General features: G+C 28.9%; 14 protein-coding genes. 13 read left to right on the top strand and 1 reads right to left on the bottom strand.

Annotation, left to right across the window (positions count from 1 at the left end; translation table 11 throughout):
- Positions 1-22 precede the first annotated feature (22 nt).
- From pepF to B3630_RS04490, 9 genes are all read left to right on the top strand, one after another.
- The gene (pepF, locus tag B3630_RS04530; RefSeq protein WP_346895896.1) at positions 23-1,822 is read left to right on the top strand and encodes an oligoendopeptidase F; all 1,800 of its coding nucleotides are present in this window, start codon (positions 23-25) and stop codon (positions 1,820-1,822) included.
- A gap of 413 nt (positions 1,823-2,235) precedes the next feature.
- Entirely contained in the window at positions 2,236-3,555 is a 1,320-nt protein-coding gene (locus tag B3630_RS04525) for an MATE family efflux transporter (protein WP_346895894.1), read from the top strand.
- A 92-nt stretch (positions 3,556-3,647) separates the two neighbouring features.
- Positions 3,648-4,475: a MerR family transcriptional regulator gene (locus tag B3630_RS04520; RefSeq protein ID WP_346895892.1), complete on the top strand. Its 828-nt coding sequence runs from the start codon at positions 3,648-3,650 to the stop codon at positions 4,473-4,475.
- A 28-nt stretch (positions 4,476-4,503) separates the two neighbouring features.
- Positions 4,504-5,058, top strand: a complete 555-nt coding sequence (locus tag B3630_RS04515) for a histidine phosphatase family protein (protein ID WP_346895890.1) — start codon at positions 4,504-4,506, stop codon at positions 5,056-5,058.
- Positions 5,059-5,147: 89 nt separating this feature from the next.
- Positions 5,148-5,819, top strand: coding sequence for a response regulator transcription factor (locus B3630_RS04510; protein ID WP_346895888.1), 672 nt, complete (start codon positions 5,148-5,150; stop codon positions 5,817-5,819).
- 39 nt (positions 5,820-5,858) lie between these two features.
- Complete coding sequence (locus tag B3630_RS04505) at positions 5,859-6,917, top strand: sensor histidine kinase (protein ID WP_346895886.1); 1,059 nt, start codon at positions 5,859-5,861, stop codon at positions 6,915-6,917.
- 94 nt (positions 6,918-7,011) lie between these two features.
- Positions 7,012-7,782: an ABC transporter ATP-binding protein gene (locus B3630_RS04500; protein ID WP_346895884.1), complete on the top strand. Its 771-nt coding sequence runs from the start codon at positions 7,012-7,014 to the stop codon at positions 7,780-7,782.
- The gene (locus tag B3630_RS04495; RefSeq protein ID WP_346895882.1) at positions 7,772-9,757 is read left to right on the top strand and encodes an ABC transporter permease; all 1,986 of its coding nucleotides are present in this window, start codon (positions 7,772-7,774) and stop codon (positions 9,755-9,757) included. Before B3630_RS04500 ends, B3630_RS04495 begins: the two co-directional genes overlap by 11 nt.
- A gap of 236 nt (positions 9,758-9,993) precedes the next feature.
- The gene (locus tag B3630_RS04490; protein WP_346895880.1) at positions 9,994-10,887 is read left to right on the top strand and encodes a class I SAM-dependent methyltransferase; all 894 of its coding nucleotides are present in this window, start codon (positions 9,994-9,996) and stop codon (positions 10,885-10,887) included.
- Positions 10,888-10,959: 72 nt separating this feature from the next.
- Here B3630_RS04490 and B3630_RS04485 read toward each other — a convergent pair whose 3' ends face one another.
- Positions 10,960-11,751 carry a lipid II flippase Amj family protein gene (locus tag B3630_RS04485; protein ID WP_346895878.1) on the bottom strand — a complete coding sequence of 264 codons (792 nt, stop codon included), beginning with the start codon at positions 11,749-11,751 and terminating at the stop codon, positions 10,960-10,962.
- Positions 11,752-11,974: 223 nt separating this feature from the next.
- Here B3630_RS04485 and B3630_RS04480 point away from each other — a divergent pair, with 223 nt between their 5' ends.
- The 4 genes from B3630_RS04480 (at position 11,975) to nadC (ending at position 16,071) form a co-directional block, all read left to right on the top strand.
- Positions 11,975-12,898, top strand: a complete 924-nt coding sequence (locus B3630_RS04480) for a serine hydrolase (protein WP_346895876.1) — start codon at positions 11,975-11,977, stop codon at positions 12,896-12,898.
- 123 nt (positions 12,899-13,021) lie between these two features.
- Complete coding sequence (gene nadA / locus B3630_RS04475) at positions 13,022-13,930, top strand: quinolinate synthase NadA (RefSeq protein ID WP_346895874.1); 909 nt, start codon at positions 13,022-13,024, stop codon at positions 13,928-13,930.
- Between the two features lies 1 nt (position 13,931).
- Positions 13,932-15,254 carry an L-aspartate oxidase gene (locus B3630_RS04470; RefSeq protein ID WP_346895872.1) on the top strand — a complete coding sequence of 441 codons (1,323 nt, stop codon included), beginning with the start codon at positions 13,932-13,934 and terminating at the stop codon, positions 15,252-15,254.
- A complete protein-coding gene (gene nadC / locus B3630_RS04465) occupies positions 15,232-16,071 on the top strand; it encodes a carboxylating nicotinate-nucleotide diphosphorylase (protein ID WP_346895966.1) in 840 nt (279 codons plus the stop codon). The genes B3630_RS04470 and nadC overlap by 23 nt, the downstream gene beginning before the upstream one ends.
- Positions 16,072-16,166: the final 95 nt, after the last annotated feature.

The raw sequence follows: 16,166 nt of genomic DNA, 5'->3' as shown, positions 1-16,166 counted from the left end.
AATAGTAATATGGAGGTGCAACATGGCAACAATGGAAAAAATAAAGACAAGAGAAGAAGTTCAAGAAAAATATAAATGGAAAGTAGATAAAATGTATGCTACTGATGAAAAGTGGGAAGAAGATTTTAGAAAATTAAAGGAAAAAGCTCCAAGTCTTTTAGAATTTAAGGGTCAGCTTAGTATAGGAGCTAAACTATTAGATTACTTACATCAATATGAAGATATGGCAAGTTTATATGAGGATTTAGTAGTATATGCTCACTTAAGAAGTGATGAAAATAAATCTAACTCTAAATATCAAGTTATGATGGATAAAATATCTACTTTTGGAGCTGAATTTAGTGGAATAATTTCATTTTTCCTTCCAGAACTGTTAACTATGGAAGTGGAAGATATTAAGAAGCTTATAGAAAATACTTCTGGATTAAAACATTATGAAAGATATATTACAAATATATTTGAAGGTAAACCTCATATTTTAAGTGAAGCAGAAGAGAATATATTAGCAAATGTTAGTGATTGTCTAAGTGCGCCAAGTAATATATTCACTATGCTTATTAATGCTGATATAACCTTTCCAAAAATAAAGGATGAAGATGGTAACGAAGTAGAGCTTACAGCTTCAAATTATTTAGTATTTATCACAAGTAAAGACAGAAAAGTCAGAAAAGAAGCCTTTGAGGTTCTATTTAAAACTTATAAGAATTATGAAAATACCGTGTCAACTTCGTATATTGCTTCTGTTAAGAACTTTATTTTTGAAAGTAAAATTAGAAAATATAACTCTTGTCTTGAAGCATCTTTAAAACCTAATAAAATTCCTGTGGAAGTATATAAAAATGTAGTAAACACAGTGAATAAAAGAATAGATTCTCTTCATAGATATGTAGAGTTAAAAAAGAAATTACTTAACTTAGATGAAATTCATATGTATGATTTATATGTGCCAATTATTGATGCACCAAAGTTTAATATAGCTTTTGAAGAAGGAGTAGCTCTTTGTGAAAAAGCTCTAGAGCCAATGGGGAAAGAGTACATTGATATCTTTAGCAAAGGTGTTAAAGAAGGTTGGATTGATGTCTATGAGAACAAGGGAAAAAGAGGAGGAGCTTACTCTAGTGGTAGCTATACCTCTATGCCATATATCTTATTAAACTATAAAAATCAAGTGAATGATGTATCTACCTTAATTCACGAAATGGGTCATAGCATACACTCCTATTATTCAAGAAATAATCAACCATATACCTATGCTGATTATGAATTATTCTGTGCTGAAGTGGCATCTACTACTAATGAGTGTTTATTGATAGACTTTTTAATAAAAAATGAAAAGGATAAAGCTAAAAGATTATATTTAATAAATCAACAACTTGAAGGAATTAGAACTACTGTATTCAGACAGACCATGTTTGCAGAGTTTGAAATGATTGTCCATGAAAAAATGGAGCAGGGTGAAGCTTTATCTAGTGATGATTTATGTAAGATTTATCATGACTTAAATGTTAACTACTTTGGAGATACTATGGTAGTGGACAGTGAAATTGACATTGAATGGGCAAGAATTCCTCATTTCTATAGAGATTTCTATGTATATCAATATGTAACAGGTTTTGCAGCAGCTAACTCTTTCTATGAAAAAATTCTTAATGAAGGGGAAGAGGCAGTTGAAAAATATAAAGGCTTCTTAAAAGCTGGATGTAGTGACTATCCAATTGAAATACTAAAAAAAGCTGGGGTAGATATGACTACACCAAAGCCTTTAGAAGATACTATTAATAGATTTGATGAGCTTTTGGCTATGCTTGAAAAAGAATTATAAGAAATATTATACTTGGAATATTGGAAAATGAATTAAAAAATATTAAGATTTTTTAGGTGATAATAGTAAAGAAAGATGTTTTAAAAGTAATTATGTACTTTGAAAGCATCTTTCTTTTTTATTACAGTATAAAATTTGCTATTATGTGTTTAGTAAATTATCAACTATATTAAAGTTCATTAATTTATTTTTTCATATTAACTGACAAGTGATAATAATATATGCTGTTTACTAATAATCTTTGATTATTTACGAAATCTTTTTCTTTACTGCAGTCTTTTCTAAAGATAATAACAATATATTCATTAGATAGATATATAATTTATGGATATATATGAAAAAACTATTGACTCTATACTAAGGATAGACTTTATTATGTATAAGGTAGTATAAAAAACAAAGGAGAATAAAGTATGGAAAAAGAGAATAGATTGAAAGAATTTTTTAAATATGCAGTGCCTTCTGCCCTTGCCATGTTCATATCATCTTTATATACAGTAGTGGATGGAATATTTGTTGGGCAAGGTGTCGGTGATTTAGCATTGGCATCAGTAAATATTGTACTTCCCTTTACAGTGATGTTATTTGGACTTGCTTCAATGTTTGCCATAGGTGGAGGAACTTTAGTGTCTAAAAATATAGGTGCAAAGAATATAGATAGAGCAGTAATTATTTTTAGACAAGTATTTAAGTTTCTTTTAATAGCCAGTGGTATTATAAGTATTACATGTATTATATTCACGGAACAAATAGTAACTATTTTAGGAGCAACAACTAGTTTAAAAGGATTAGCAGTGGAATATTTAAGATTTTATGCAATCTTTTGTATCCCTAACTTGATAGGAATAGTACTAAGTAGTTTTGTAAGAAATGATGGAAGGCCAAAGCTTGCCATGATATCAACAATTGCAGGAGCAGTAACTAATATTATCTTAGATTATATATTTATATTTAAATTTGGATTAGGCATAAAGGGAGCTGCAATAGCTACAGGCCTTGGTCAAATTATTACAGTATCTGTGTTATTGCCACATTTTATTATGAAGAAAGGTTATTTAACCTTTGGTAATGTAAAAATAAATAAAAGGGATTTAAAAGAATTTTGTTTAATAGGATTTCCGTCTTTTTTTGCTCAAGGAAGTTATTCAATAATGGTATTAATACATAATATTGTTTTAGTTATGTTTATTGGAGAAAAAGGAATTTCAGCCTATAGTATAATTAACTATATAACAACAAATATATATATGGTTCTTTATGGCTTGACTTTAGGGGTACAGCCTCTTATTAGCTATAATTTTGGTAAAAAAGATGGAGAACAAATGCTAGGATTTTTCAAGATAACATGTATATCTTCAACAATAATTAGTGGTTTCTCTGTTATAATATGTTTTATATTTGGTCCAACACTTATAGGTATATTTACAGCAGATCCTGTAATTGCAAATCTTGCATATATAGCACTTAGAATAGCAAGTGTAAGTTATTTTGCCGTTGGAATAAATTTAAATACATTAGTTTATTTCCAAGCCCTAGAGATGCCAAAATACTCAAATTTAAGTTGTCTTTTAAGGTCTGTTATATACTTGCCAATTTCACTAATGATACTTTATAAAGTCTTTGGAGCAAATGGAATTTGGGCAGGTACAATATTATCAGAAAGCCTTACATTTATAACTATAAGTATAGTGGCTAATATAAGAGTATCTACTAAAGAAGTATTAAGTGCATAGAATTTAGAACAGTAGAGGGCTGTCCAAAATTTAAGGATTTTGGGCAGCCTATTTTCGAAATTTAGGATATAATAATAATGGGGTGAGAGTATATGGATACAAGATTTTCAATTGGTGAAGTATCTAAATTACATAATATTTCTATACAAACATTGAGGCATTATGACAAAATTGGATTGTTAAAGCCGGTCTATGTAAATGAAAAGAGTAAGTATAGATACTACTCAGTAAAACACTTTATAATTTTAGATTTGATAAAACAATGTAAAGCTATGGGGTTATCTCTAGATGAAATAAAAGCATTGGTAAATAATTACACATCTATTAACTCTATTTTAGATATAATAACAAAGCAAAAAGAAATAGTAGAAGAAAAGATAAAAGAGTTAGATAGCATAAAAAATAATATATGTTTCTTAGAGGATAGAATTCAAACAGTATTAAAAGAGGGAATAAATGAGCCTTTTATAAAGTATTGTACTGAGAGAAAATTTATAAAATATAGTAATACCCATAGATATACAGAAGAATTTGAAATAAATCTATCTAAAGCCTTAGGATATATAGAAAAAAAATATGGAACCACTAATAAAGAGTTAGTTTTTCCAACATCCTATGAAGATTTTAAAAGCCAAGAAAAGTTAACATACAATAATTTAATGATAAGTATAAATGAAAATATGGACATAGATGAAAAAAAAGTAATTATACTAAAATCAGGAAATTATATTACAATAAACTTTGATGACGATTATAAAGATACAAGCAAATATTACAGAAAGTTAGTTGAGTATATTGAAAAAAATAATATAATAGTTAATGGGGATTTTTATGAGATATATATAATGACAAGATGCGGGATAGACAAAGAGGAAAAAGCTTTAGGACAAATTCAAATTTTAATAGATGAAAATAAGTAATTTTAAATGACAATATAGGAGAGATAGCATGAAGAACATTTATTTAATTAGACATTGTAAGGCATATGGACAGCCAGCTGAGGCAGAGTTAACAGAGGTTGGTATAGATCAAGCATTAGAATTAAAGGACTATTTATTAAAGTATAATATTAATTATATAGTATCTAGTCCCTATGTAAGGGCTATAAAGACAATAACACCCTTCGCAAAGCATTTAGGGTTAGAAATAAATATTGATGAAAGAGTAAGAGAAAAGTTATTGCTACCTTATGTAGTAGATGATTACACACCTTATTTATTAGCAGCCTATGAAGATATGGAGATAACCTTTCATGGAGGAGAATCTTCAAATGAAGCTACTAAAAGGGCCATTGAAGCTTTAACTGATACTTTAAAGTTGGAAGAGAAAAATGTAGCAATAGTAACCCATGGAGAGTTATTTTCTTTAATAATGAGGTACTTTGATAAGGTTTCAGGTTTTGATTTTTGGAAAAATTTAAGTAATCCAGATGTATATTTATTGAGATTTGAAACTAATGATATAAAAAGTATAATAGATATTAAGAGAGTATGGAAAGCTTAGAATAAGATAAAAATTTTCTTTGAAAAAACATAATAGATTTTGTTAAAATAAACCAAAATACATATAATCATAGATGAGGTGGTTAACTTATGAAAGAAAAGATTTTTATTATTGAAGATGAAGAAAAGATTAGAAGAGAGCTAAGTACTTTTTTAAATAGATATGGGTATGACATTATAACCTCTGATAATTTTGAGAACATAGTAGAGGAGGCTTTAGAGGCAGAACCTAATTTAGTATTGTTAGATATTAATTTACCTTATTATGATGGCTACTATATCTGTAGAGAAATAAGAAAAACTTCTAGTGTGCCTATTATTGTTGTAACTAGTAGAGATAGTGATATGGATGAATTAATGAGTATGAATCTAGGGGCTGATGATTTTATTACTAAACCATATAATACTGAAATATTATTAGCTAGAATTGCATCAATTATTAGAAGAACGTATAGAAGTAATGATATGGAGATTTTTCCTTGTAGAGGACTTAAATATAATCTTTCTACTAGTGAAATAGAGTTTGATGATAAAAAACAAGAATTAACTAAAAATGAAAGTAAAATTCTATATACATTAATTAAAAGTAAGGAAAAAATAGTATCTAGAGATGAAATTATGAAATGTCTATGGCAATCTGATGAGTTTGTAGATGATAATACTTTAACTGTAAACATAAATAGGCTAAGAAAAAAATTAGATGAAATAGGAGCTGTTGGCTATTTACAAACGAAAAGAGGCCAGGGGTATATTTTAGGTTAAAACATTAGGAAAAATTAAAACTAAAGGAAGGAAATTTTAATGAGTTTTAAAGAGTATATAAAAGAAAAAATTGTTTTTTTGATTATAAATGCAATAATTTTTCTATTTACAGGGATATTGTTAAAAGCATTAAAGGTAGATATCTATGCCATTTTTTTTGTGGAGGTTCTGAATTTTATAGGCTCATCCTTATTTTATATATATGATTATTTTACAAAAAGAAAATTTTATAATAATCTTTTGAAAGGCTTAAATAATCTAGATAAGAAATATTTTATTTCTGAAGTTATAGAGGAGCCTAACTTCTTAGAGGGAATAATTTTATACGAAGTAATTCAAGAGACAGATAAGGCTATGAATGATGAAATATCTACATTAACCATTAAAAATAGTGAATATAAAGATTATATAGAGTTGTGGGTTCATGAAATTAAAACACCTATTGCCTCTAGTAGATTAACCATAGAAAATAACCCATCTCCCATTACAAAGAGTATAGAGGAAGATTTAGATAAGGTAGAAAATTATATAGAGCAAGCTCTTTTTTATACTAGAAGTAATAATATAGAGAAGGATTATATGGTTAGAGAGATAAGTCTTAAAAACTGTATTAATGCAACAATAAAAAGGAATGCTAGAGTTCTTATTGAAAATGGAATTAAAATTGAAATTGATAATGTAGATAAAATCGTTTATGCGGATAGTAAATGGGTAGAATTTATATTAAATCAGATTATATCAAATTCTATTAAATATATGAAATTCCCTAAGAGTAGTAGAGAAAACTCATTAGGTGAAGAGCATAAAAAACAAGACACTATTAAAATATACTGCATAGAAAAGGAAGAGGACATTATTCTAAACATAGAAGATAATGGTATAGGTATTGGCGAAAGCTCTATTGGTAAAGTATTTGAAAAAGGGTACACCGGAGAAAATGGAAGAATCTTTGGAAAATCCACAGGAATAGGCTTATATCTTTGTAAAAATCTCTGCGAGAAATTAGGGCTTGGTATAAAGATAAGGTCTAAAGCTTATAAAGGTACTACAGTATCTATTTTGTTTCCTATAAATAAAATGTTCATATTAAAAGATTAACCTAACAAAAATGTAAGTTTTCTGTTAGGTTTTTCTATGGATGGATATTTTCTATACATGTAATATATAGGTATAGAGAACAGGAGGAAAGAAGATGAAAAAAGAAGTATTAAAAGTGAGTAATATAGAAAAGTACTATGGAAGTAATGGTAATATAACTAAGGCCATAAATAATATTAGTTTCTCTGTTGAAGAGGGAGAATTCATAGGAATAATGGGTGCTTCCGGTAGTGGAAAAACAACTTTATTAAACTGTATATCCACCATAGATAAGGTAACGAGTGGTCATATTCATATTGAAGGAAAGGATGTAACTTCAATAAATTCTAAGGGATTAGCTAGATTTAGACGAGAAAATTTAGGTTTTATATTTCAAGACTTTAATCTTTTAGATACCTTAACTGCTTATGAAAATATTGCATTAGCATTAACTATTGGAAAGGTAAATCATAAAGACATTAATAGAAGAGTTGAAGAGGTTGCTAAGAGTTTAAATATAGAGGAAGTCTTAAATAAATATCCCTATGAAATGTCAGGTGGTCAAAAACAAAGAGTAGCATCAGCTAGAGCTATAATTACAAATCCATCGTTAGTTCTTGCAGATGAGCCTACAGGTGCTTTAGATTCTAAATCTGCAAAAATGTTACTAGAAAGCTTAGAGGAGCTTAATACTAATTTAGGAGCTACTATTATGATGGTAACTCATGACGCATTTACAGCTAGCTATGCTAGTAGAATTCTATTTATAAAGGATGGTAAGATATTTAATGAGTTAATTAGAGGAAAGGATTCAAGGAAGGAATTCTTTAATAAGATAATTGAAGTGGTAACTCTGCTTGGAGGTGACCAAAGAGATGTATTTTAAATTAGCTGCTAGGAATCTAAAAAGAAGTTTTAAGGATTATACTATATATTTCTTAACTCTAGTATTTGGGGTATGTATATTTTACACCTTTAACTCCATTGAAGCTCAGAGCATTTTAATGGAAGTTAGTGAAATGCATAAAAATATGTTTCACTTAATAAGTAAAATTATGGGTGTAGCATCAATATTTATTTCTTTTATATTAGGTTTTTTGATAGTCTATGCCAATAATTACTTAATTAAAAGAAGAAAAAAGGAATTTGGAGTTTATATGACCTTAGGTATGGAAAACTCTAGATTATCCTCCTTATTATTTATAGAGACTATGATGATAGGAGTAATTTCTTTAGCATTAGGTCTTATATTAGGAATATTTCTATCACAAGGACTATCTGTAGTTACAGCAAAACTTTTTAAAGTGGATTTAACAGGGTTTAGGTTTATATTTTCTATGGATGCTTTTATAAAAACTATTCTTTGCTTCGGTGTTATATACCTTATAATTCTTATTTTTAATTCCATTATAGTAAGAAAAGTAAAACTAATAAATCTATTAACTTCTGCTAAGTTTAATGAAAAAATGAAAATAAAAAACATATGGACTTCTGTAGTTGTATTTATAATTAGTGTAATAACCATAGGCAGTGGATATTACATAGTGCTTAAAAATGGAATAGCTAGTTTTGATAAAAATATATTAATAGCCATTGCACTTGGAGCTGTAGGAACTTTTCTATTTTTCTTTTCCCTTGCAGGATTCTTACTCAAGGTAGTTCAAAGTAGTAAGAAGTTTTATTTAAGAAATTTAAATATGTTTGTGTTAAGACAAATAAATAGTAAAATTAACACTACCTTTATATCTATGACCTTTATATGTTTAATGTTATTTGTAGCAATATGTACTCTTTCAGGAGGGCTTGGAATTAGTACAGCTATGAATACTGAAATTGAGGACTTAACTCAATTCGATATGAGTTTTTGGGACAATGAAGGAGAAGATGTAGACACTGTGTTAAAAAAATATAATGTAGATATATCAAAATATGAAGATAACTATGTAAGCTATAAGGAATATGATAGTGGAGTTAGCTATAGAGATTTTTTAAGTGAAAAAGGCTTAGAAGATGGAAATAACTATTATCCTGTATTTAAGAATTTACCAATTAGTGTTATGAAGGTATCGGATTTTAATAAAATAATGAAAATGTTAAATAGAGAAGAAGTAAAACTTAAGGCTGGAGAATATGCGGTCTTTGGAGATATAAGTGATATGATTAAAAATTTACAAGAAACTGTAGATAGTGGAAAAGAAATTACTGTAGGTGGTAATAAACTAAAACCATATCATGGTAATGTTTTAGAGGTAGTAACTTATTCTTCTATGATGAAGCAAAATTTTTGTGTATTTTTAGTAGAGGATTCTATAGTAGAGGGACTAACTCCCACTAGGGGATATTTAAATTTAAACTATAGTGGGGATGGTAGTGAGATAAGAGAAGCTTTAGATGTTAATATTAGAGAATATAGTGGCAATGATGATTTAAATACTAGATATATTACTAAGGAAGAGATTAAGGAGCAGTCTACAGGGCTAGGAGCTTTAGCATCATACCTTGCCATATACATGGGAATCATATTCCTAATTACTTCAGCAGCAGTACTAGCCCTTCAACAGTTATCAGAATCTGCAGATAATACAGAAAGATATAATCTTCTAAGAAAAGTTGGAGTAGATGAATCTATGATAAATCACTCTGTATTAACCCAAGTAGCAATTTACTTTATGATGCCCTTATCTTTAGCTATAGTTCACTCTATAGTAGGATTAAAATTGGCTTCAGATATAGTAGCTATATTTGGAGGTGCAAGCATGGTGGATCATATAGTAGTTGCATCGGTGGTATTAGTAATAGTTTATGGTGGATACTTCTTAGCAACCTATTCTGGTAGTAAAAAAATGATTAAAGGAAACTAATAAAAAGTTTAAATTTTATACTATATTAATATAGTAAACTACTTCAAAATAAATAGATTTTGAAGTAGTTTATTTTTAATTTATAGATAATTACAATAAAATATGTTACCATTTAAGTAATTAATTTGAATTTATAGAGCAAAATTTATTTATAAGAGAAGATTTGGTTATTTTATTGAGTAGCAAGAATAGTTGACATTATCATTATTATATTAAGGTATTAAGGAGGTAAAATTATGAATGAGTCATATTGGAATGGAAGATTGGATTTTTTAAAAGCCGTACGTACTGGATGGTGTAATGATGATTATATAGAATTCCTTATAGAGAAGGTCTGGAAAATTAGTAAGCCTGTAAATATCATTGATTTTGGTTGTGGCTTTGGATATGTTGGATTATTATTATTGCCCATATTACCTAAAGGAAGTACATATACAGGTATTGATATTAGTGATACTCTCTTAGATGATGCAAAAGACATTTTTGCAAATTCAGGCTATATAACAAAATTTATAAAGGCAGACTTGAATGAGTATATACCAACTGAATATTATGATATAGCTATATCGCAAGCAGTATTAAGACATATTCCAAATACAAAGAATATTCTTGATAAAATGATACAATCAGTTGTAAGTGGTGGTTTAGTTGTTTGTATGGAAGCAGACCTAGAAATAGAAAAGACAGGTCAATATTTTAGTGGATTAGATTACACTGAACTTGGAATTATACATTTACATCGAAAAATGTATAAGAAAGAATTAGAAAATGGAGGTAGAGATTATAGAGTTGGTGTTAAAATTCCTGGAATTATGCAAGAGTTAGGGTTACATAATGTTGATGTGCGAATGAATGATAGGGTTAAATTTATTAATCCTCATGGTAATAAAGAAGAACATGCTAAACAATTTGATGCAATTACTGCTGCTTGGAATTGGAATAAACAGCTATCAGAGAATGAGAAGGTAGGCTATATAAACGCTCTTATAGATAGAGGTTTAAGTGAGCAGGAAGCTAAAATATTCGTAGATGGTGAGTCAAAAATAAGTGAATATGTTATGAGTAATAAAGATAGTGCATATATTATTCAAACGCCATGTACAATTATATCTTATGGTACAAAAAAATAAAATAAATTCTCTAAAGATGTAAAGTAGCTAGGGTTGTATTCATACAAGCCTAGCTATTTTTACATTGAGAAATTAAAGAACTTTAGCTACTAATACTATTATATAAGAAGCTGGTATAAGCAGTGGAAGAGCAGCGAAGGTTCCAATAGTTTTACTTCCTATCATGGCAATAACACAGCTACGAAAATCTTCTTCAGGACACTTACCGTCTATTACATCATCAGTCATAATGGATAGTTGTGGATCTATAAAAATAGACATTAGAATTGTAGCAAATCCATTTATTACTGAGGATAGGGTTATACAAGTTGCTCTTAACTCAGGAACTATGGTACCAGCATAAATTGGTGCTAAGGCTCCTACAGTTAATATTGCAACTGCAATTATATTATAAATTATTATTTTTAAAGGTAACTTTTTAAAATTAATTTTAGTTACACTTTCTTTCACTGGAATTGAAATACAGTCCCTCATATAATGGACACCTGCCTTTGAAAAACTGTGCATAATTAGCTTAGGTATAGATTTATCAACAGAAAAACGGATAACCCCTTTATAAAATAATCTTTGAAAAGTAGGAATTAAAAAGGCGCCTACTATAGTAGCTATACCAGAAACTATTATAATTAACTTAAAAAGGTTTAATACATCACTTCCACCTGTACTATTTTCAACGAATTTTGTTAGTAGAGGGGCTTGAAAAGTTAAGGCTGTTCTTGATACTAAAGATAATATATTAAATACAGCAAAGGTTATTGCTATTTTACCTGTTCTAACACCTACAAGTCTTACAGAGTAAGCTAATGTTCCTATTATAGCAATTATAAAATTCAAAACTAAAACAATTATAATTTGAGTACTCAAAGTTATTCCTCCGTTTCATTTTCAAATATATTTATATTTTTACAACAATTAGAAATGTATTAATAGTATATAACATATTCAAAAATAAAACTAGGTGGTGAAATTAAGAGAATAATAAATTCATATAAATTATATTTTTATTATAAACTAAGGTAGGAAATTATCTTTTATTTAAATTTAACAATAATTAATATAAGAAGTACTAAGGAGATGAAAAGTAATTATGAGAAAAATAGATTTAACAAATTACATAGAAACTACGAGGGATTTTAATATATTTAGTATTATAGTAATCCAACATGGAGAAAAAGTAGGAGAATATCATAGGGAGCCAGAAAGAGTAAGACCTCAGTATTCTGTGACTAAGAGCTTTACGTCTACAGCAGTTGGAATTGCAGTGGATGAGGGACTTTTATCTTTAGATAATAGGGTATTAGATTTCTTTCTTCAAGATGCTCCAATATGTCCATCAGATAATCTTATAAACTTAAAAATTAAAGACCTTTTAAAAATGGCAGTAGGTCATGGCAATGGATATTTAATGGCAGATTGTAGCTTTGGAACTACGCCAAGGGGAGAGGTTTTAGAAAAAAATTGGGTGAAGTATTGTTTAAATCAACATTTCCCATATAAGCCTGGGGATAAATTTATCTACAATAATGCAGCAGCATATTTAGCTGGAGTCATTGTCCAAAAGGTAAGTGGAGAACTTTTAGAGGATTATCTAATGCTTAGACTTTTTAAGCCACTAGGAATAAGTAAGCCCATTTGGGAAAAATGTCCTATGGGATATAACTTTGGAGGTGGTGGACTTGAATTAAAGATATCGGATCTAAGCAAATTTGGACAATTATATTTACAAAAAGGGAATTGGAAAGGAACTCAGTTATTATCAAAAGCGTGGGTTGAAGATGCTACTTCAAAGCATATAGATACAGATAATAGAGGGGATTGGGGACAAGGTTATGGATATCAATTTTGGCGAGGAGAACATAATTCATATAGAGCTGATGGAAAGTATGGTCAATACTGTATAGTTTTAGAAAAGGAAGATGCAGTTATAACAATAAATTCTCATGCAAATCATGTTAGAGGTATTTTGGAAAATCTATGGGGTGAGATTTGGCCACAACTTGTTGGAAGATAGTAAGAGCTCTAATTTTATTTAAATATTTTCTAATATAACTTCACATATTATTGACAAGCTCCAAGATGGTGTTATACTAGGTGTATATACAGATGTACAGTATATGACGGAGGTGTGTAAAATTTGGGTTTAAAAGAAGACATATTAAAGCTAAAAAAAGAGAAGAATGCTTTAGTTTTATCTCATCTTTATGAAAAAGCAGAAATACAGGAAGTTGCAGACATAGTAGGAGACTCATATTTTTTAAGCAAGAAAGCTATGGAAAGTTCTAAAGATATAATAGTATTTTGTGGAGTAAAATTTATGGCTGAGAGTGCCAAAATATTATCACCTAATAAAAAAATATTAATTCCAGTAAATGATACTACATGTCCAATGGCAGATATGGCTACAGTAGATAAATTAAAAGCTATGAAATTAAGAAATCCTAAAGCAAAGGTAGTGACATATATAAATTCAAATGGAGATATTAAAGCATTATCTGATGTTTGTGTTACATCATCCTCTGCTAAGGCAATTTTAAATAACATAGAGGAAGAAGAAATAATATTCCTTCCAGATAGAAATCTAGGTAGTTATTTGCAAGAAAATATACAGAACAAGAAGTTTATACTTTATGATGGATTTTGTCCAGTTCATGAGAGAGTTGAAGAGGAAGAGGTTTTAACTTTAAAGAATAGGCATCCAAATTTTAAGGTGCTAGTTCATCCAGAGTGCTCTAAAAAAGTAAGAGATTTGGGAGATTTTATAGGAAGTACTTCTGAACTTATAGATTATAGTGTTCAAGATGGAACTAATGGATTTATAGTAGTAACAGAGGAAGGCGTTCTTTATCAGATGAAAGAAAAAAGTCCCAATAAAACCTTTATCCCTATTGAAACCGGAATGATTTGTCCCAATATGAAAAAAATATCAATGAAGGATTTATATAATTGTTTAATTAATGAGGAGTTTGAAGTGCATATTGAAGAGGAGCTAAGATTGAAAGCTCATAAATCTTTAGAAAATATGCATCTTCTATCTAATAAGTAAAATGAATATAAAATATGATGTATTAATTATAGGGACAGGTATTGCAGGCCTTTATACTGCTTGTAATTTGAAGGATAATCTTAGAGTTTTAATGATAACTAAAAATAAGTTAAGAGATTGCAACAGTTATTTAGCTCAAGGTGGTATTTCAACCCTAAGGGATATTGGAGATAAGGAGGCTTTTATAGAGGATACTTTAAAAGCTGGCAATTATAAAAATAAAGTGGAAGCTGTTACTCAGATAGTTGAAAATTCTACTGATAATATTAATAGATTATTGAGTCTAGGAGTAGATTTTGATAAGGATATTAATGAATTAAACTATACTAGAGAAGGTGGTCATAGTAAGTTTAGAATAGTGCATTCCAAAGATGAAACAGGTAAGGAAGTAATTGAAAAACTAATAAATAATGTTTCTAATAAGGAAAATATAACTATATTGGAAGACACTACATTACTAGATATAATTCAATATAAAAATAGATGTATAGGTGGAATTATAGAACACTCAAATGAGATTATAACTATAAATGCTAAGGCTACAGTATTAGCTACTGGTGGCATTGGGGGAATTTTTAATTCTACAACAAATATAGAAACTATCACAGGGGATGGACTTAGTATAGCATTAAAGAATAATATTCTTATGAAGGATATATCCTATCTTCAACTTCATCCCACCGCATTATATGAAGAAGAAGTAAGAGGGCGAAAGTTATTACTATCAGAATCTCTTAGAGGAGAAGGGGGAGTAATAAGAAATGCATTGGGAGAGAAATTTGTAAACCCTTTACTACCTAGGGATATAGTTTCAAGAGAGATTTTAAAGGAAATATGTAAGACCCCACAAACACCCTATGTTTTTTTAGATATGACTAATAAATCTAAGGAGTTTTTAATAAATAGATTCCCATATATTTATGAGCAATGTTTAAAACGTGGTTATAGGATGGAGAAGGATTTATTACCAATTGCTCCAGCTCATCATTATTGTATGGGAGGAATTCAGGTTGATTTGAATTCAAAAACATCTATGAAAGATTTATATGCTATAGGAGAAGTTAGTTGTACTGGGGTACATGGTAGCAATAGACTAGCTAGTAATTCTTTATTAGAGGGATTAGTTTTCAGTAGAAAAGCAGCACAGCATATTAATTTGCTTGTAGATGAAGGTGATGACAAACTAAGTGGAGAATTAGTTGAAAGAATTAATCTTAAAGCTATAAGTGATGTTAAAAATGCAAATGAAGAATATAAGTATAAGTTTATTAGTTATTTGAAGGGAAAGGTAAATGGTGAATATGTTAAACTTTTTAATTGTTGATGATATTATTAAGAGGGCTTTAAAAGAAGATAGTCCCTATGGTGATGTAACTGTATCAGCTATAGTTTCTCCTCTAGAAAGGGCTGAAGTTGATTTAATAGCTAAAGAGGAAGGGATAATTTGTGGATTAGATATTTTTAAAAGGGTATTTGAAATCTTAGGAGAAGTTGAAGTGAATCTGTTTGTTAAAGATGGAGATTTAGTAAAGAATACTATGGTTATCAGTAAATTAACAGGAAATGCTGCCAATATATTAGTAGGAGAAAGAATAGCCCTCAATTTACTTCAAAGAATGAGTGGTATTGCTACTTTAACTAACAAATATGTAAAGAAGCTAGAGGGACTTAATACAAAAATACTAGATACTAGAAAAACTACACCTAATTTAAGAGCTCTTGAAAAGTATGCAGTTAATATTGGAGGGGGAGTAAATCATAGATTTTCCTTATCCGATGGAATACTAATTAAAGATAATCACATTGGATATGCAGGTGGTATAAAGGAAGCTATTGAGCTTGCTAAAAAGAGTTCTTCTTTTGTAAGAAAAATAGAAGTTGAAACTGAAACTAAAGATCAGGTTTTGGAGGCTCTAGAAGCAGGGGCCGATATAATTATGCTTGATAATATGAGTCCAGACTTAGCAAGGGATATGGTTAAACTAATTAATGGAAGAGCATTAACAGAGTGCTCAGGAAATATCACCTTAGATACTGTTACAGACTACGGCAAAACAGGAGTAGATTATATTTCCTCTGGAGAATTAACGCATTCTGTAAAAGCCTTTGATATTTCATTAAAAAACTTTAGAAAAATATAAATATAAAATGATATAATTGTTTTAAATATGATTACTATGTTGAGATATATGGTAATCATATTTTTTAAGTTAATGTATTTAATAAATATTAGTAG

It is taken from the genome of Clostridium sp. UBA7503 (assembly GCF_002477055.1).
GTDB lineage: Bacteria > Bacillota > Clostridia > Clostridiales > Clostridiaceae > Clostridium_J > Clostridium_J sulfidigenes.
This window is presented reverse-complemented; position numbering and strand designations above follow the sequence as displayed.